Source organism: Acinetobacter bereziniae (assembly GCF_016576965.1).
GTDB lineage: Bacteria > Pseudomonadota > Gammaproteobacteria > Pseudomonadales > Moraxellaceae > Acinetobacter > Acinetobacter bereziniae.
Genome location: NZ_CP066119.1, coordinates 2,678,126 through 2,697,544 on the forward strand (window position 1 = coordinate 2,678,126; position 19,419 = coordinate 2,697,544).

Below are 19,419 nucleotides of genomic sequence, written 5' to 3' on the forward strand. Positions count from 1 at the left end.
ATGTGTTCTATATTTAGAACAATATTAGAAATAGAAAGACTTTTAAACAATTATACCCCTATCCAAAATCACACTAATATACTGATTTTTATAAAAATTAAATCCATGCAGCTAATTTTAAAAAAATATTGTTGCCATTTTCTTCAAATTGTTATTGCGTAGACCACAAAAGAAATTAAGGTAAAAATCATCTTTAATTCAACACAGATCAAGCTATTCTCAGCATCTGGTACGCTAAATACTTTAAAGCATAAATTTAAACAGAAAATAAAAACTCCGCATCAAGCGGAGTTTCCAAATCAGCGAATCAGACTACAATCATTTATCTGTTTCAAATAAAGCAGCTACAAATGATTTAGCAGAGAATGGGCGTAAGTCATCTATTTTTTCACCAACACCAATAAAACGGATTGGTACATGTGTACGACTGGCAATATTAAATAGCACTCCACCTTTTGCAGTACCATCCAATTTAGTAATCGTTAGACCTGTAAGACCTACAGCTTCATCAAACATTTCCACTTGGTTAATCGCGTTCTGCCCTGTACCCGCATCCACAACCAACATCACTTCGTGCGGCGCTGTCGCATCAATTTTCTGCATTACACGTTTTACTTTGGTCAGTTCAGACATTAAATTGCTTTTATTGTGTAGACGTCCAGCGGTATCTGCGATAAGAACGTCAATTCCCTTAGCACGCGCACTTTCAAAAGCATCAAAAATTACAGACGCACTATCAGCACCATGACCTTGAGCAACAACAGCAATATTATTACGCTCCCCCCAGATTTGAAGCTGTTCAGTTGCTGCTGCACGGAATGTATCACCTGCGGCAAGCATGACTTTTTTGCCTTCACCCTGTAAACGTTTTGCCAACTTACCAATTGTAGTTGTTTTACCCACACCGTTTACCCCAACCACTAAAATCACAAATGGATTTTTATTTGGGTCGATATGCAATGGTTTTACTCGTGGGGCAAGTAATGTCACCAACTCTTCTTGCAAAGCTTTATACAATGAATGTGAATAGATCAAATCTCCACGTTCAGTACGCTCAGTTAAATTCGCAATAATGGTTTTTGTCGCTTCGACACCAATATCAGCAACTAAAAGCTGTTCTTCAACTTCTTCTAGCAATTCATCGTCAATCTCTTTCCCGCCGATCAATATGTTGACCATACCATCTGCGAAGCTTTTGCGTGATTTAGACAAACCTTCTTTCATACGACTGAAAAAACCACCTTTGGCTTTTTCTTCAGTCGCTTCAATCTGTTGTTCTTGACTATCAGCTTGAGTAGATTCCGTTTTCGGTATTTCTACTTTATTATTTTCAATAATAGGCACATTGACGGCTGGTAAACTAGGTAATGTGACATCGTCATCCCCGATATCCGCATCAATCAAGAATTTATTTTGCTGTTCTTGCATGCCGATTCCTTGAAAAGCATAGCGTTAAAAAAGAATGAGTTTAGCATAGATTGAAACATTTTTAGCGTTAAAGCAGTGATAAAACAAGCAAACCAAAATGCAACACGATCGCCTTGCTTTAACTGATTCATTTTTTAAGAATAGTTATAAATTTAGAATAATTTTTTTAGGTCATCTGTGTATATTTTGAAATCTAAATTCTTACAACTTATGCAACACTCCAAAGTTATTATTGCGCCTTTATTATTCTTATGCACTTATACTTTCAATACTCAGCTTCATTCAGCCCCAGAAAGTCAACTTGCACGTACAACTTTTGAAACCACGCTAAAGAATGGTCTAAAAGTCATTATCCGCGAAGATCACCGCTCCCCTATTGTCATGACTCAAATTTGGTATGGTGTCGGCAGTAGTGATGAATCTGGGAATGTACTCGGTATTTCTCATGTACTTGAGCATATGATGTTTAAGGGAACAAAGAAAGTTCCAGATGATGAGTTTGCTCGGTTAAGCCGAATTTATGGTGGACGTACTAATGCAGCAACCTATACCAATTACACCAATTATTATCAGCTTTACCCTAAAAAATATTTTCCCTTGGCTTTAGAACTTGAAGCAGATCGAATGACCAATTTGGTGTTGAGACAGCAGGACTTTGACCCAGAAATCAAAGTCGTTATGGAGGAAAGACGGCAAAGAACAGATGATAATCCACGTAATCTTGCTTTTGAACGTTTTAAATGGATTGCCTATCCAACCAGCCATCATCGACAACCCGTGATTGGATTTATGAAAAATCTACAAAATATTCGTTTAGATGATCTCAAACATTGGTATCAAACTTGGTATACACCCAATAATGCAACACTCGTTATTGTAGGAGATGTCAACTCAGAACAAGCATTAAAACAAGTCGAAAAATATTTTGCAGCAATCCCGAAAAAAGAACTTCCTGATCGCAATGATGTGCTGGAATTTGATCGAATGGGTTATCGACATATGGAAGTCCACCTCCCAGTACAAGTTCCAAACTTGTTTATGGCATGGAATGTTAAATCTATCGCTACAGCAAAAAACCCACAAGATGCTTATGCATTGACCATCATTCAGTCCTTACTCGATGGGGGAATTTCAGCACGTTTGCAAGATCGTTTAATTCGCGATAAAAAAGTGCTTACTGCCATTAGTGTCAGTTATGATCCGTATAATCGAGGTGACAGCTTATTTATGATTTCGGCAATACCGAGCGATGGTGTATCCCTGCCAGATGCGCAGAAAGCAATAGAAAAAGAAATGAACTTATTTAAAACAGAATTAGTTAATCAAGCCGAACTAGATCGCGTAAAAAATAACTTCGTTTCCAATTTAATTTACAGCCAAGATGATATTGGTGGTCAGGCCAACATGATTGGCAACTTAGAAGTGAATGGTTTAAGTTTTCGTTTGATGGATGAATTGCCAAAGCATTATGACAAAGTGACACCACAGGATTTAAAACGGATTGCCAATATTTATTTTGTCAAAGACAATCTCAGTAGTATGTATTTATTACCCGAAGATTCAAAAGAATAAATAAGGAAGCATCATGAATTTCAAACCATTCTCTATTTATTCATTTAAAACACCATTACTCGTATTGATCACCTTACTCTACTCAAGTGTCAACTATGCTGAAGTCGAACTTGATAACCACGAAGAAAGTGAAAACGTGATGGATGATTCCACATTAAAGGCCAATTTAACCTTACAAAGCTTAAAAAATTTAGATAAACAGCAGCAATATCAAACACCTTTTGTTCAAGACTTGGAAAATAACCAAAAAGTCAGAACTTTATTCGTTTCAACCACGGACCTCCCGATCGTCGATATTCAACTGACATTCAATGCAGGTTCTTCTCAAGATCAAGCATTGGGACAGGGCTTATTTGGTATGTCGAATATGGCTGCCAAACTGATTACAGAAGGTACAGATCAATATTCTGCAAAAGAAATCGCCTCAACCTTTGAAGGCTTAGGTGCACAATTCAATGTAACCGCATATCGAGATATGTTTGTCGTAAGATTACGCGTATTGTCAGATCCGGAAAAATTAAATCCAGCTGTCAATATGATGTTACATGTACTCAATCATGCCCAGTTTAATCCATCTGGTTTAAATCTTATCCTCAACAATACCAAAGTTGGGCAAAAACAAATTCAAGAAAATCCAAGCAGAATGATGAACATCCGTTTTTATCGCGCACTCTATGGACAACATCCTTATGCTGAACCCACTGTTGGCACCAACGGCAGTTTAAAAAAAATTACGCCAGAGCTACTACGTTCATTTAGACAAAAATTACTCGTCGCTCAAAATATGAATATTGCCATTACAGGGAATCTAACTGCTGCTGATGCGACTCAACTTGCCAATACCATTAGCCAAAATATGACGCAAGGTGAAGCAGCTGAAGTATTACCAGAACCGCAAGAACAACATGATTTTAATATTCATTACATTCCATTTAATTCTACACAAGCCAATGTCATGATGGGGCATCTGGGTGTAAAACGAAGTGATCCTGATCGAATAGCTTTAGAAGTGGCTAACCAAATGTTTGGCGGTAGTGGTTTTAATTCAGTACTTATGAAAGAACTTCGCGTCAAACGTGGCTATACCTACGGCGCATATAGCACCTTAGCGACCACTTTAGCACAAGGCTTTTTTAGCTTGAACTATGCAACTGAACAAAATCAATTGATGGACAGTATTCAAGTTGCACATCAAGCATTGCGTGATTTTGTCAAAAAACCTGTACAAAAGAAGCAACTTGAGGAAACCAAAGAAGGGATGCTACGTTCCTTTCCAATGACCTTTAGTTCAAATGCTAATATTAATGCACAGATTGCATCAATTGGATTTTATCAACTGCCTGCCGATTATTTAGCCCAATATCAGAAACAATTGAGTCAAATTACCGTCAAGCAGGTTCAAACAGCAATCCAAAAGCATCTCCGCGCGGATCGTCTCACTTTGGTTGTTGTTGCACCTACACTGGATCAACAAGCACTTAAACAAATGCTGAAAGATGATATAGGTGCCAATCCTCAAATCCAATCAGGTCAAACTCACGAAATAAAGAAAAATCCAATGCCAGATATCCCAGCATTGATCATCAAAAAAACCATTCGCCCTCAAGAAGAGTCTTTAAAATAGCTTTTGAGGATTATTCAGGATCAGTGATATCCACAGCAGGATATTCCCTAACACGCTGATGTTCAAAGTGATAAGCTCGCAACAAACGCAGATAATCAGCAACACTGATTTGATCCTGATGTTGTAATTGTTTAGCTATATTTTGGGTTTGAGGATAAGCGGCTTGTTGGGAATATTGAATCACATATTGATATTGTTCTGGGCTTATTGGACGCAATAAGGCCAATGTTGCAAGAACAATCATCAGTGCGATGATCACAACGACAAAAGAATTCAAGATTTTTTCCACAGGAAATGAACAGCATAATTTTTGAAAATAATCTTTGATTTTTTGCATGAACTACCTCTAATTACAGATAGTTTATCATTCTGAATATAAAAATATAGCGCTTTCTGAACGACATCTGAACAACACTGCAAAGATCGATGTTTTGTCTTTGCTCTATGACAAGATGAGTTGACTTTCAGAACATGCAATATGACCTTTTACCCTCTCAACTGCTCCATGGCTAATATACATGTAAAGCCCTCTTCTATTTTAGAAAAGGGCTTTAAATCAAACCAGATAAAGTTGTTAATAAGCTCAAGACTCAACGATCAAAGAATGGTTGCACGTAAGAATGCAAAATATAGAATGATTGCAATAATTGCTAAAGCTATGCATACAGCAAAAATACTTACACCGCCTTCAGCATGTGCAGGATGTAGATCGTCATCATCAGCGAGACGTCTTAATTCCCCATCATAAACATGGTAAAAGTTCTTTTTTTGCACTGGGTCTAAATTTCTGGTATAATCATAAACACGTTTTCGTTGGGCTAAACAATAATCACCAAGATGAATTTCTTGATGGTAAATTGCTTCATCCAACTGCCGACGATGATACTGAGCTAATTCAACAATCTGAGACTCAGCAGCGGGTACATCAAAAGTAAAGCCATCTATCGTGTTTGTCATTTTTGCTCTCCCTTTGTCTTAATTCTCATATTGATTTTAATAAATATTATTTCTGTTTAATGTTTAATCATGTAATCTTATTTTCGTCAAGTGTAGATTTCAAATTACTTGACAAGTAACGCAAACTGTAATATTAGTTTAATAAAGTTAAGTTAGATTAGTTAAGTATAAGCTCCGATGGGGAGCTATGTTAAAAGATCATAATTACAATAAGGAGTTACCTATGATTCACCAAATCTCTCATCAAGACTTAGAACATGTATATGCGGATGCTGTAAACACAATCCAATGTGAAATGAACTTTGTAGAAGCAGTAAAAGCATTAGAAGATGCAGCAAAAGCTGGACATGGTAAAGCAGCAATGTTTCTTGCAGAACTTTACTACCAAGGTTTCCGCGTAGAACGTGATTCTTTAAAAGCGCAGTACTGGCAAAAGATGGCCACGATGCAAGCATAAGCAAACGTCACCTAGGTGGCGTTTTTTAATGCCTGAGGATTTTTTAATTAATAAATACTTACGCATTTGATACAATTTTTATTGTTTTAATAAATGCTTACGATTCACTATAAAGTACTCACAGTTCTTAAATGTATTTCTATTACAATAACACTGGTACATAAACAGACTATCGACTATGAAGAAGTATATCCACCTCCAACCAATATCGAACGAATTGTTTATTAAAATTTCTATTCTAAAATCACTGATGTATTGTGGTGTACTTTGGGGGCTTTACCATGAAGGATGGGCAATGAAATCAGCTTCAGAAGAAGTCTACTTCCCATTTTGGCTGAATGCGGTTCAAGCACATCAGTATGCCAAGATTCACTGGCCTCACTATACACCACGCAAAATAACACCAAAAGACTTTAGAGAATCTTTATTGCCAACGCTTACCCGCTTGAACATCATGCCTGCATTATTTAATTCTTCATCTCGGAAATTCAAACTATCAACCACTCAAATGGATCATTTCTTTTTTCACAATACCGCTCAATTTCAAACGGCGTAAAGAACAAGCAGTATATTTTGATGTTTTCAAAATGTTGTAAAAAATAAACTTTATATTTTGTGACTGTAGAGTATTTGCAAAGTTAAAAAATACAGTTAATTTAAAGAGGTGCAGATTGATCAGCACCAAAGAAAAGGAAGAATAATTATGACGACAGTAGCACAAGTCATCCAAGATAAAATTGGTCACGAAATTTACACGATTTCCCCCTCTGCCACTGTATTAGAAGCCATTACACTTATGGCAAATAAAGGTATTGGTGCTGTCGTAGTCACAGAAGATACCAAAGTTGTCGGCATTCTTTCTGAGCGTGACTATACGCGTAAAATTGCCCTTATGCAGCGTACTTCAGATCATACAACTGTTGCTGAGATTATGACCTCCAAAGTCATATCTGTAACACGCAGCCATACAGTCGAGCAGTGTTTAGGTCTAATGACCGATGGTCATTTACGTCACTTACCGGTAATTGAAGCAGAAAAATTAGTTGGTTTTGTATCTATTGGTGATCTTGTTAAAGCCACGATGGAAGATCAAAGAAAATTAATTGAACAATTACAACAATATATTTCAGGTTAAGAAAAAGATAGATATAGCCCTTCAAATGGAGGGCTACATGATCAATGACTATAAATCATAATGAATATTTCAATCATTTTTCAAATTTCTAGATAATAAAAATAATCACCTGCTTTTAACTGATGATCTTCATTTAATACTGGAATAAAACAATTACATTCTTTAAAGAAATTCAGCATATCAGGACGTTCATTTTCTACATTGATTATTTTAATTTCTGGAATCTCTTTGGTCACAATTCTATACCTTTCATCATAAGCCGTACGTGATACATAAGCCCATAAAATTTTGTATTTATATTCTCGGTCAATATCAAAACTATAATCATGGGATAATACTCCTACTTTCCATTCAGGTAAAAATGGTTTTCGGTACATCCGTTGCAATATTGTTGGCTTTACCAATAAATGCATATTTACAATGATGTCAAGAATATAACCTGAGATATAGCCCATCAACGCTTTATCTTCATACTTCATCGTCCTTTGGACAATTAAACGTCCTTGTTGATTGTAGAATTTTACCTCTTCTCGGCATACTGGGTTTCTTAAATCACCTGAAAATAATCTGAAATGATTGCCAGACGATTGAATTTTTTGATTATATTCACCTTGTGAGTATAGTCTTCTTAACTCATTCAGAGATCTAAACAAACCTAATTGATTGAAAAAACGATGATCTGCTAAACCGCACGCAACAATATAATCATAGTTTTGGGTCACCTGCTGAATATTGTTTAAATAAGTTTCAAAACTAGTCGCAATGCTGTCATCCGTAGTTTTTGTATCTAGCGGGACATTCTTGAATGGTTTTATTTTAATTACTTCAAAATCAAAACCCCAACTTTGCATGCAATCTTGAATATATTCCATTTCAAAATTTTTATTCAAATTTTCGAGGTCATAATCTACACACAGCACAGCAAATCTTAATTTTTTATAAACTTTTATTTCACTTATGCCAGCCTGTCTTAGTAAGGCTTTTTTTGCATTTGTAATAATATCATCTTTTTTTAAAACTAAATCTTTCTCTTGGTAGTCAGCCCCAATATTGACAATGCCCGTTCCTTTTTTTATATCAGCCAACACATCTCCTTTTTCAGGACTAAGATAGGCTGCTCTAAACCAAGGTAAATGTTGCTCTAAGGGTATCACCGTATTTGCTATATCTCCTATTTTCATATATGGAGCTATATCAGATAGGAATGTGTTTGTCTGTTTAATTGCAAATGGATTTTCCCCATTCATTAAATTTCGAAAGAAATGTATCGTTTCGATTTCTTTATACTGTTCTACAGTAGTAATATCATCTTGAATATTCAAAAACTTCCCATAAATTGCTGATAATGCTACAGTCGGATGTGCTGAATTAGCATAAATATCTTCTGCAAGCTTTCTACCTAAACAATTTTTTAAGGAAATTTTTTCTGTTAAATTTGAAATAGGCATGACTTGAGCAATATGCTCTTGCTGCCATAAATTATAATTTATATATTTACGGTTTCTGATTTCCAATGTAATAACTCAACAATGTTATAAAATTAAGCGATGATGCTTCAATGATTTTTATTAAAAATATGCTATTTGATATAATTTACATATCAAATAAATTATGCTAATGGCGTCGTTTAAACTCTTTTTCTCCAATAAAGTTCAATAATTTCATTATGATAACAGATAAATAAAAAACCCAGCCGAAGCCAGGTTTTAGATTGTTGAATTTTAAATCAGTTGAGATTTAACTTGCCAGCAACATAGTCTGCATCTTTATCACCACGCCCAGAAAGATTGACCACAATTTTGATTTCTTTCGATAATTTCGGTGCTTCACGAATTGCCCAAGCCACAGCATGTGAACTTTCCAATGCCGGTACAATACCTTCTACACGGGACAGCATCATAAATGCATCTAAACATTCTTGGTCAGTCGCAGTTGAATATTCCACACGTCCCAAATCTTTCAAAAAGCTATGTTGTGGTCCAACACCAGGGTAATCCAAACCTGATGCAATCGAATGCACAGGCAACGGCTCACCCTGCTCATTTTCAAGTACATAGCAAGCCATACCATGAATTTGACTTGGCTTCCCTAAAGTCAATGTTGCTGAATGCTGTTGAGTATCCAAACCATGACCAGCAGGTTCCACACCAACCAGTTTAACCTCTGCATCATTTAAAAATGCCGTAAATGCGCCAATTGCATTTGAACCGCCACCTACACAGGCAACCACATAATCGGGTTGAGCACCAAAACGATCTTGTGCTTGAACTTTAATTTCATTGCCAATAATAGATTGGAAATCACGTACCATTTTTGGAAATGGGTGTGGACCAACCACAGAACCGATCGCATAAATAAAGTTTTGTGGATCTTTTAAATATTCATCAAATGCGCTATCTACCGCATCTTTCAATGTTGCCGTACCTTGCGTAACTGAAACTAATTTAGCGCCTAAAATTTTCATTTTGACAACATTTGGGTGCTCTTTTTCAATATCGACTTGTCCCATATGAATTTCACATGGAATCCCTACAAGTGCACAAGCAGTCGCCAAGGCTACACCATGCTGACCCGCACCCGTTTCTGCAATCACTTTGGTTTTACCCATATACTTGGCAAGTAAAGCCTCACCTAAGCAATGGTTAATTTTATGTGCGCCAGTGTGATTTAAATCTTCACGCTTTAAATAAATTTGTGCACCGCCCAATTGCTCAGAAAGGCGTTTGGCATAAAATAAAGGGCTTGGGCGACCAACATAATTGGCAAATAAATCCGCTAACTCATTCTGAAATTCAGCAGTTTGACGAATTTCTTCATAAGCAATGTTGATTTCGTCCATTGCCGCTTTTAAATGTGGTGGAATAAATTGACCACCATATTCACCAAAAAATCCTTGTTCATTTGGCAGTGCAATACCATTAATTTGATGATCCATATCTATCCCTCATTAAAATATAAGCCGTTGAATGAGTGGGTCTATTGACAGTTCTGCAATATTTTCGACTCAATGTTTTAACTCATACACGGCACAACTTACGAAATTGAATTATTCTAAATGATAAAAATATTATTTCACAAGGCAACAAGCCCATAGTAGAACCATTTTAGTCTTCACTATACTTGATGCTACAAGCTCGACCTTGCGTTATTCTGGCTCAGCCTATGGCTAAAATTATCTTAGACGATCATAGGCATCGACATGAAATTTAAAAATAGCTTCACTATTGTTGTATTTCATGTCTCACGCCATATACATCTCATGCGCAATTTTAGCCTACTTCAGAAGCTATTTTTTACCAACCCAAAAAACAAACTAGACCTTGATACGATCCCAAATTTAGCGTGACAAATATTTGGTCATATCTTCAATGCCCTTTAAAGTCATTGGAAACATATGGTCCTCAAATATCTGTTTAATCAAGGCAATGGTTTGCGTGTAGTGCCAGTAATTTTGTTCTTCTGGATTCAGCCACGCTGTTTTTTCAAAATGTTGACGTAAACGACGTAACCAGACATCACCAGCTTCATCATTCATATATTCAACGGAACCGCCCACCGATTTTAATTCATAGGGTGCCATACTGGCATCACCAACAACAATTACACGATAGTCTTTACCATAAGTATTAAACAAATCCCATGTGTTCATTCGTGTAGAAGAACGGCGATGATTATCTTTCCAAACGTAATCGTATAAACAGTTATGAAAATAAAAATATTCTAAAGTTTTAAATTCTGTTTTTGCTGCACTGAATAATTTTTCACATTGTGCAATATGAGCGTCCATCGAGCCACCCACATCAAATAGCATCAAAACTTTAATACGATTACGCCGTTCGGGGACCATTTGTACATCTAAAATGCCCTGCTTGGCAGTTTCATAAATAGTACTGTTGATATCTAACTCTTCAGCAGCACCCTGACGAGCAAACTTACGCAACCGACGTAAAGCCATTTGCATTTGCCGTGTACCTAAAATTTGCTCATCATCCAAATTTTGGTATTTACGCTGCTCCCATACTTTGACTGCTGAGTTTTTGCGGCTTGGTCCACCAATTCGAACACCTTCTGGGTGGTCACCATAAGCACCAAACGGAGAAGTACCTCCAGTACCCACCATTCGATTGCCACCTTGATGCTTTTTATGTTGTTCACGTAAACGTTCTTCCAACATTTTCATCAATTCTTCAAGCGAACCTGCTTTCATTAATTCAGCACGTTGCTCAGGTGTCAGATGCTTTTCAAGTAGCTCTAAATCAAACCAATCCTTTGGCAGTTTTTGAACTTTGCTGAGCAAATCATCAATATCAAAGGTGTGAATTCCTTCAAAATAATCTTTCATGGCACGATCATATTTATCAAAGAAGCGCTCATCTTTGACCATGACCGTTTTCACCAATTGATAGAAATCATCTTGATCTGCAAACACCAAGCCCTCACTCACCGCTTGGTTGAGATCAATCAATTCACGGGTAGATACAGGTACACCATATTTTCTGAGGGTATAAAATAATCGCACAAACATATGGCGATCTCCTCATTAACGACGTGACATAAAAGCTAAACGTTCAAGCAATTGAACATCCTGCTCATTCTTAATCAATGCGCCATATAAGGGTGGAATTGCTTTCGCTTTATCATGATTACGCAAAATATCTTCTGGCATATCATCTGCCATGAGTAAACTCAACCAATCAATCAATTCAGACGTTGAGGGTGGTTTTTTTAAGCCTGGAACTTGGCGCAATTTAAAGAAGACTTGCAAAGCTTCAGAAACCAGAGTTCCAGAAATATTGGGAAAATGTACTGCGATAATTTCACGCATGGTCGCTTCATCAGGGAATTCAATATAATGGAAGAAACAACGACGTAAAAAGGCATCAGGAAGTTCTTTTTCATTATTTGAAGTGATGATCACGATAGGACGCTGAGTAGCAGTGATCGTTTCACCTGTTTCATAAACAAAAAAAGACATCTTGTCTAATTCATGCAACAAGTCATTCGGAAATTCGATGTCTGCTTTATCAATTTCGTCAATTAATAATACACAACGTGATTCACTGGTAAACGCTTCCCACAACTTTCCGGGCTTAATATAGTTTTTGATGTCATAGACACGATCATCACCCAACTGACTGTCACGTAAACGTGATACAGCATCGTACTCATATAAGCCTTGCTGTGCTTTTGTTGTCGATTTAATGTGCCATGTAATCAGTTTAAGTCCTAAGCTTTCAGCAACCTGTTCTGCCAGTAAAGTTTTACCTGTCCCAGGTTCACCTTTAACCAGTAGTGGTTTTTGAAGTGCGCGAGCAGCCTTTACGGCTAATTTTAAACTATCAGTTGCGATATACTGTTCAGTACCAGTGAATTGTTGAGCATCAACAGACATAGATTACCTTTATTTTTTATTTAAAGTGGTGAAATATTTTTAGCGACAGCGTTGGCTTGCGTATTTTTATTGGTTTTGTATTTAGACCAAAAAAATCCGATGATTAATCCCAGCCCCATCACAAATGCAATCAAGGCAATGTTTGACCAAATCAATGCTGAATCTTTGGTTAAAATACCAAATAACAAGCCAAATATTGCAGGTGCAATTGCTGAGTTCGGTCCTTCAGAAATGGTGGGCGTTGCAAGAACTGCAAATACAATAATCCATGTGATCCCACCAAGTGGTGATGGCAATCGTTTTGAAATCGAATACCAGCACCATAAAATTAAGAGCGTCCCAAGAATATAGACAGAAATTGCAATATTATCTTCTGGGATCGAATCCAATAGATCTAAAAAACTTGTCCATATTCCTGATAACTGATCAAGCACCGCGTAATCCCTCTGGTTCTGCCGCATTAGGGTTAATTAAACCTTCTGGCGGCATTTGAATAAAGAAGCCTTTCGTCTTCAGTGAATCAATCACATGTAAAACATTTACTCGTGCTAATTTTCTTGATTCATTAAGTTCAAGGTGCATGACATGCGTTGCACGACCAAAAGCAATACGTACAGGTTCAGATAGTACCTCTAAAGGATCTGCACTTTCGTCATGGTCTGGATGATTAGGACGAGCCACATAAAGATACATTTCATCTTTCTTGCTCGATTTATAAATATCACAATGCATTTTAAACAACAGCTTCCATAAAACTTATGTGACAGCATACATGAAAAAAACGACAGATACATTATCGAAATTTAACGTATCAGTCGTTATTTATGATCATTTGTAAAATCTTTGAGTAAAAATAAAGCATCACATATCATGACACCACATTTACAGATCTTGTTGAAAAGCTAAGCAAACAGACCATCAAAACATGACATCAAGTTATTCATTCACTTTCATTTGCATACTTAAATAGTGAACATCGGCATGTAATAACTGAATCAGTGGTTGCGTCAATTGTTCATAACGCCACCCCAGTAGATAGCGTGGCAAATCTTGTTCTTTGCCTTGAAACACCACATGATGATACAAAGCATTCAACCACTTTTTACGCATGAGTACTTCTTTAGGGACTTGCATATCCAATGAAATTTGTGAAATTAACTCATCAACTTCAACTGTGATACCTTGCGAGGAGTGTTTAATTGGTCGTGCGATTCGTAATGGCCACTCATCCATCTCTGGTAAAAATTTTAATAAGTCTAAAATGGTTTTACCGTGCTCACGAACAATATTAGGTCGAATGCCCTTTACATTAGACAATTGAAAGTTATTCTTCGGATTAACTTCAACCAAATCAATCATCGTGGCATTTTTAAGAATAAAACTGCGGGGTTGATTCAGTGCCTTGACCATTTCTTCGCGCCACACACACAATTGTTGTAATTGCATCAATTGTTTGCGCGAATGACGATAGTTACCAATATCACTATATAACTTTTCTTTTGGTGTTTCTGAAGCAATTTCAAAGGTGAGATTTTGACAATCTTCCAATACTTGTTGATATAAGTTCTTCTGTTCCAACTGCGCTTTAACTTTTTCAGCCAATCTCATAATGTATAGAACATCATTTGCAGCATAATTCATCTGCTCAGTGGTCAAAGGACGAGCTAACCAATCTGAACGGGTCTGATCTTTATCAATCTCAATGTCTAATATCAGTTTTAAGGCATTTTGATAACTGACTTGTAAGCCATGCCCTAGGAAAGATAACGCCACTTGCGTATCAAACACATTCTCAAGATTCTTTTTATCAGCATAATGGTAGATTAAATCAATATCCTCACCACAAGCATGAAAAATATTTTGCTGCGCTTGAAAAAGTCGATGCCAGAACTGATCTAAATTGAGCGTGGTACCATCGAGTAAAAACACTTGACCATTGACATTGATTTGAAATACACCGAGTTTAGGCCAAAATGTATCAACCTTGATAAATTCAGTGTCTAGACCGTATGTTGATGTGTGTTGCATTAAATTCAACACAGATTCAAGTTCAGTCTGTTGATTAATAAATTGGAACATGTCAGTTTAAGTCAAAATGTTACATTCAAATGAAATATGATTTTACCTTAATATATAAAATTTAAATATAATATTTTTGAACTAATTTGAGATAAATGTCTTATTTTTCAATAAAATTATTTTTAAAATATCCATTTTATATATAGGTTTTAGAACTTAATGAATTGATCCTTTAGAAAAAATAACGAATCATAGACGGACCGTTCTATCTAAGGGATTTTACCTAATTTTTCTCAAAGTTATGTAAATAATTTTAAATAAAATCGAGTTTGTTTATCTTTTAAACACCTTTGAATTCAAAATAAAGTGAATGAAAATAAACAAACCCAACATCTGATGAAGACAAAAAAGTATTATTTCATCCGCATACGATTGTGTACTGCTTGACTCAGTGTATGGCTATCCACATATTCCAGCTCACCGCCTTGTGGAACACCTTGAGCAATTCTTGTCATCTGTAGTGAAAGATGTTTGGTTGCTTCAACAAGATAATGTGCTGTCGCTTGCCCTTCTACAGTTGCATTGGTTGCTAAAATCACTTCAGTAATATTGCCATCACTCAAACGCTGTACCAAGTAAGGTATACCAATTTCTTCTGGACCAATTCCATCTAAAGGCGATAAATGACCACCCAATACATGATATTTTCCACGAAAACTTCCGCTTTGTTCAATTGCCATAACATCAGCTGGAGATTCGACTACACAAAGCAGTTGATCATCACGATCATTCGAACAACAAATATCACAAACTTCATTTTCTGTCAGAGAGTGGCAAATACTACATTCATGAATAAAAGAAGTCGCTTCATTTAACGCATGCGCCAAACCAATCGCGCCTTCTTTGTTTTTCATAATCAGATGTAATGCCATGCGTTGAGCCGACTTTGGTCCAACACTTGGTAAGATCCGTAACGCTTGTACAAGCTGATCAAAACGGTCGCTAAACACCTAAGATTCCTTAGAACAAACCTGAAAGACCAGGTGGTAGACCCATTCCTGAATTGGCTTCTTTCATGGTTGCTTCTGAAATAGCCTCTGCTTGACGTGCAGCATCATTCATTGCAGCTGCAATCAAATCCTCGATCATTTCTGGATCATCTTGTAATAAATCTGGGCTGATCTCGATACGCTTAACAACATTACGGCAAGTCATCGTCACTTTGACTAAACCACCACCCGCTTCTGCTTGAACTTCAGTTTGAGCAAGTTTTTCTTTTGCTTTCTTAACATTACTTTCCATGTCTTTTTGCATGCGCTGTGCTTGTTGCATCAACATATTAATGTTCATAAGGTACTCCGAACAAAAAGTCTTTAAATAAATTTTTGTCTTGCACACATTGGCTTTTTTTTTCAAAAATCACAAATGGGCGCAAGACTGTATTTGAGCAATGACGCTTATCTTAAATTAAATCTAATCCATGAGAAAGATCACGAATAATATCATTGACATCTTCCAAACCAACAGACAGACGAATTAAACCTTCACGAATGCCCGCTGCAGCTTTTGCTTCAGGCGAAAGCTTACCATGTGTTGTTGTTGCAGGATGAGTAATGGTCGATTTGGCGTCGCCCAAGTTGCCAGTAATTGAAATAAATTGTGTGTGATCAATGACTTTCCAAGCCCCTTCTCGCTCACCTTTCACCTCAAATGAAACAATCCCACCAAAGCCTGTTTGCTGTTTTGCCGCCAATTCATGACCAACATGCTCGGGCAATCCAGCAAAGTAAACTTTTTCCACTTTCGGGTGTTTAACCAACCATTCAGCAATGATCTGTGCACTTTCAGAGTGCGCCTTCATACGCAGTCTTAGCGTCTCTAGACCTTTTAAAAACACCCAAGCATTGAAAGGACTCATCGACGGTCCTGTCGTTCTTACATAACCAAATACTTCTTCTAGAAGTTTGTGACTACCGACAACAGCACCACCTAATGCGCGACCTTGACCATCCAAATATTTAGTCGCTGAATAAATCACTAAGTCCGCACCAAATTGTAGAGGACGTTGCAAGATTGGCGTACAGAAACTATTGTCAATCGCCAACAAAGCATCATTTGCATGTGCCAAATCAGATAAGGCTTGAATATCAGCTACTTCTGCCAATGGATTGGATGGCGATTCAACAAAAAGTAATTTTGTTTCAGGGCGAACAGCTGCTTGCCATGCGCTTAGATCAGTCAAATCAACAAAAGTCACGGCAACATTAAATTTAGCAACATACTTTTCAAACAACGCGACTGTTGAACCAAAAACAGCACGTGAACAGATCACATGATCGCCAGCTTTCAAGAAAGACATCGCTACAGCCATAATCGCTGCCATACCTGAACTTGTTGCCACAGCACGTTCACCACCTTCAAGAGCAGCTAAACGCTTTTCAAACATCGTAACCGTCGGATTGGTAAAACGTGAATAAATATTGCCTGGCTCTGCACCTGAGAATTTTGCTGCTGCTTCAGCTGCATTTTCATAAACGAATGATGAAGTCAGAAAAATTGGTTCCCCATGTTCCCCTTCAAAACTGCGAGTATGACCTGTACGAATCGCTAAGGTGTCAAGTTGGTATTCAATGTCGTCGTGCTGGCTCATTTCAACTGCTCAGTCCTAAAACTGCCTTTGTAAAATATTGCCAACATTTTGAGCGTCCTATGTATTTAAGGTCAAGGTAAAATCGCAAATTATCACATACACTTCGCATAAATCTGTATAAAAATGAGACAAACATCGCTTATGACCCAAGTATCAGCCAAGTTCCAAGCAAGGAAAGCCAAGTTAAAAAATTTGACGACACGGATTTTCAATGGCAAGTCACTGGTTTTATCTCAAAGTACACCTTATGAAGTCATTGCAGAGCATCATCAAACCAAAGTACGTTACTATGCTGCGCCAGAAAAAAAGTTTAAAGAACCTTTGGTTTTTACCGCACCGTTGTCGATCAATATGGCGATCTATGATCTATACCCGTATCGCTCATTAATCAAACATTTTACAGAACAAGGCTTTGATGTTTATTTATTGGATTGGGGAAAATTAAGCTATCAAGATCGTGACTTAAACTTCCTTTACTTTATCGACGAATCGATGCCTTTATGTATCGACAAGATCCGAGAGCATTCACAAAGTGATCAAATTTCACTGCATGGGTGGAGTATGGCCGGAATTTTTGTATTACTATACAGTGCTTTACGTCAGCCCAATCATGTAAAAAATCTCATTGTACTCGCCAGTCCTATCGACAGTTATGCTTCTGGTGGAATTGGAAAACTGTATCAAAGAATCAATAGTCTGATTATCAAAAACCAAAAACTTAAAGATACACTTTATAAAGGAGGCTTACCGAGAAAACTGATCCATACTCCTGGTTTACTAAATGCGATTGGATTTAAAATTCTTGATCCCAAAGGCTGGTATGAAGGTCACAAACAATTATTACTCAATTTAGATGATCGAGCACTTTTACATGAGCATGCCACACTTGGCAATTTTCTCAATCATATGGTGGATTATCCTGGGGGTGTTAATCAAGACATGTTGTTTAATGTATGGCTCCAAAATCCACTAAAAAATGGTGTTATACAACTCAGCCGACATAAAATAGAACTTAAAAATATCAATTGTTCTTTGTTGGTGGGTGCTGGAAAAAGTGATCAAATGGTCACTGCCGATGCAGTTAAGCCTTTAATCGAATTGACAAATAGTAGCGATGTCACGTTTACTCTAATCCCTGGAGGACATTTAGGACTGATGTCTAGCCAAAAAAGTGCAGAAGAATTTTGGCCGACATTATCCAAATGGTTAGAACAACGATCGACTAAAAGTTAAGAGACAGTTATGAATACTACAGTTGCATTTATCGGTTTAGGTGCTATGGGCTATCGTATGGCAGCACATTTGCCTCAACATTTTGATACTGTTTATGTATGGAATCGAAATTTTGAAAAAGCCAAACAACATGCAACTGCGTTCGGCACTCAGGCGGTAGCTTTAGAACAGGCTGTTCAGGCTGATATAATTTTTTCATGCTTACCCACCAGCCAAGATGTTGATGATTTAATTCAGGGACTAAAAATTAAATCAGGTGCGATCTGGGTAGATTGCACCAGCGGTGTGCCTGATGCAGCACGTCAACAAGCATTACAGCTTAAACAACTTGATATTGAATTCTTGGATGCACCTGTAAGCGGACAAACCATTGGTGCTGAAAATGCCACACTCACCTTCATGGTGGGCGGATCGAATGATGCATTCCAACGCGCTTTGCCTGCAATGCAAGCAATGGGAAAACTAATTAAACATGTTGGCGATTCCGGTGCTGGATTTGCGGTTAAAGCAGTTAATAATATGATGATGGCAGTTCATTTATGTGCAGCCGCAGAAGGTTTTACCACACTCAAAGCGCATGGCGTAAATTTGCATGAGGCATTAGATTGTATTAATGCTTCAAGTGGAAAAAGTGGTGTTACTGAATCAATCCTTCCGCAACGTATTCTCAACAGAAGTTTTCCACTGACCTTTGGGCTACCTTTATTGGCAAAAGATACAGGAATTGCCATTGATTTAGTTCGCGAGGCGAAACTCTCTACACCAATTCTTGGTTTAACACAAAGCCTAATCCAAGCAGCAAACAGTCTTGCAACACCAGACAGTGACTTTTCAACTGCGGTAAAAATGTATGAATCATGGAGCAAAATTACATTAGATTAATTTTTCGTCATTGAATAATCACAACCAGCCCCTATAATCTAATCAAGTGACACACGATTATGTCAATTTT

The 19,419-nt window shown here is 37.1% G+C and carries 20 protein-coding genes; 7 read left to right on the forward strand and 13 right to left on the reverse strand.

Annotated features, from left to right (window positions below):
- Positions 1 to 318: 318 nt before the first annotated feature.
- Positions 319 to 1,428, reverse strand: a complete 1,110-nt coding sequence (gene ftsY / locus I9192_RS12640) for a signal recognition particle-docking protein FtsY (protein ID WP_004830400.1) — start codon at positions 1,426 to 1,428, stop codon at positions 319 to 321.
- 210 nt (positions 1,429 to 1,638) lie between these two features.
- On the opposite strand from ftsY, the gene I9192_RS12645 reads away from it, so the two are divergent.
- The gene (locus I9192_RS12645) at positions 1,639 to 3,000 is read left to right on the forward strand and encodes a M16 family metallopeptidase (protein ID WP_009584774.1); all 1,362 of its coding nucleotides are present in this window, start codon (positions 1,639 to 1,641) and stop codon (positions 2,998 to 3,000) included.
- Between the two features lie 13 nt (positions 3,001 to 3,013).
- Entirely contained in the window at positions 3,014 to 4,624 is a 1,611-nt protein-coding gene (locus tag I9192_RS12650; RefSeq protein WP_005032034.1) for a M16 family metallopeptidase, read from the forward strand.
- A 10-nt stretch (positions 4,625 to 4,634) separates the two neighbouring features.
- Here I9192_RS12650 and I9192_RS12655 read toward each other — a convergent pair whose 3' ends face one another.
- Positions 4,635 to 4,961, reverse strand: a complete 327-nt coding sequence (locus tag I9192_RS12655; protein ID WP_005032035.1) for a hypothetical protein — start codon at positions 4,959 to 4,961, stop codon at positions 4,635 to 4,637.
- Between the two features lie 260 nt (positions 4,962 to 5,221).
- The gene (locus tag I9192_RS12660) at positions 5,222 to 5,581 is read right to left on the reverse strand and encodes a hypothetical protein (protein WP_004830396.1); all 360 of its coding nucleotides are present in this window, start codon (positions 5,579 to 5,581) and stop codon (positions 5,222 to 5,224) included.
- A 223-nt stretch (positions 5,582 to 5,804) separates the two neighbouring features.
- Between I9192_RS12660 and I9192_RS12665 the strand changes: the two genes are divergently transcribed.
- From I9192_RS12665 to I9192_RS12675, 3 genes are all read left to right on the forward strand, one after another.
- Positions 5,805 to 6,038, forward strand: coding sequence for a hypothetical protein (locus I9192_RS12665; protein WP_004719607.1), 234 nt, complete (start codon positions 5,805 to 5,807; stop codon positions 6,036 to 6,038).
- A gap of 178 nt (positions 6,039 to 6,216) precedes the next feature.
- Positions 6,217 to 6,594 (forward strand): DUF2750 domain-containing protein, encoded by a 378-nt coding sequence (locus I9192_RS12670; protein ID WP_004830394.1) that lies wholly within the window; start codon positions 6,217 to 6,219, stop codon positions 6,592 to 6,594.
- A 147-nt stretch (positions 6,595 to 6,741) separates the two neighbouring features.
- Entirely contained in the window at positions 6,742 to 7,173 is a 432-nt protein-coding gene (locus tag I9192_RS12675) for a CBS domain-containing protein (protein WP_004830393.1), read from the forward strand.
- Positions 7,174 to 7,253: 80 nt separating this feature from the next.
- On the opposite strand, the gene I9192_RS12680 is transcribed toward I9192_RS12675, so the two are convergent.
- The 10 genes from I9192_RS12680 to I9192_RS12725 form a co-directional block, all read right to left on the reverse strand.
- Positions 7,254 to 8,687 (reverse strand): molybdopterin-binding domain-containing protein, encoded by a 1,434-nt coding sequence (locus tag I9192_RS12680; RefSeq protein WP_005032041.1) that lies wholly within the window; start codon positions 8,685 to 8,687, stop codon positions 7,254 to 7,256.
- Between the two features lie 212 nt (positions 8,688 to 8,899).
- Entirely contained in the window at positions 8,900 to 10,108 is a 1,209-nt protein-coding gene (trpB, locus tag I9192_RS12685; RefSeq protein ID WP_046760820.1) for a tryptophan synthase subunit beta, read from the reverse strand.
- 402 nt (positions 10,109 to 10,510) lie between these two features.
- The gene (locus tag I9192_RS12690) at positions 10,511 to 11,698 is read right to left on the reverse strand and encodes a vWA domain-containing protein (protein WP_004830390.1); all 1,188 of its coding nucleotides are present in this window, start codon (positions 11,696 to 11,698) and stop codon (positions 10,511 to 10,513) included.
- Positions 11,699 to 11,713: 15 nt separating this feature from the next.
- Positions 11,714 to 12,565, reverse strand: a complete 852-nt coding sequence (locus tag I9192_RS12695) for an AAA family ATPase (RefSeq protein ID WP_005032047.1) — start codon at positions 12,563 to 12,565, stop codon at positions 11,714 to 11,716.
- Positions 12,566 to 12,585: 20 nt separating this feature from the next.
- Entirely contained in the window at positions 12,586 to 13,026 is a 441-nt protein-coding gene (locus I9192_RS12700; RefSeq protein WP_042066816.1) for a hypothetical protein, read from the reverse strand.
- Positions 12,992 to 13,297, reverse strand: a complete 306-nt coding sequence (locus I9192_RS12705; RefSeq protein WP_005032050.1) for a YcgL domain-containing protein — start codon at positions 13,295 to 13,297, stop codon at positions 12,992 to 12,994. The genes I9192_RS12700 and I9192_RS12705 overlap by 35 nt, the downstream gene beginning before the upstream one ends.
- A gap of 204 nt (positions 13,298 to 13,501) precedes the next feature.
- Complete coding sequence (locus tag I9192_RS12710) at positions 13,502 to 14,644, reverse strand: ribonuclease D (RefSeq protein WP_005032052.1); 1,143 nt, start codon at positions 14,642 to 14,644, stop codon at positions 13,502 to 13,504.
- Between the two features lie 353 nt (positions 14,645 to 14,997).
- On the reverse strand, positions 14,998 to 15,594 hold the full coding sequence (gene recR / locus I9192_RS12715) for a recombination mediator RecR (RefSeq protein WP_004830384.1): 597 nt from the start codon (positions 15,592 to 15,594) through the stop codon (positions 14,998 to 15,000).
- 10 nt (positions 15,595 to 15,604) lie between these two features.
- The gene (locus I9192_RS12720) at positions 15,605 to 15,934 is read right to left on the reverse strand and encodes a YbaB/EbfC family nucleoid-associated protein (protein ID WP_004830383.1); all 330 of its coding nucleotides are present in this window, start codon (positions 15,932 to 15,934) and stop codon (positions 15,605 to 15,607) included.
- A gap of 112 nt (positions 15,935 to 16,046) precedes the next feature.
- Positions 16,047 to 17,234, reverse strand: coding sequence for an O-succinylhomoserine sulfhydrylase (locus tag I9192_RS12725; protein ID WP_005032055.1), 1,188 nt, complete (start codon positions 17,232 to 17,234; stop codon positions 16,047 to 16,049).
- Positions 17,235 to 17,375: 141 nt separating this feature from the next.
- Between I9192_RS12725 and I9192_RS12730 the strand changes: the two genes are divergently transcribed.
- Entirely contained in the window at positions 17,376 to 18,467 is a 1,092-nt protein-coding gene (locus tag I9192_RS12730; RefSeq protein WP_004830381.1) for an alpha/beta fold hydrolase, read from the forward strand.
- 9 nt (positions 18,468 to 18,476) lie between these two features.
- Complete coding sequence (locus I9192_RS12735) at positions 18,477 to 19,349, forward strand: NAD(P)-dependent oxidoreductase (protein ID WP_004830380.1); 873 nt, start codon at positions 18,477 to 18,479, stop codon at positions 19,347 to 19,349.
- Positions 19,350 to 19,419: the final 70 nt, after the last annotated feature.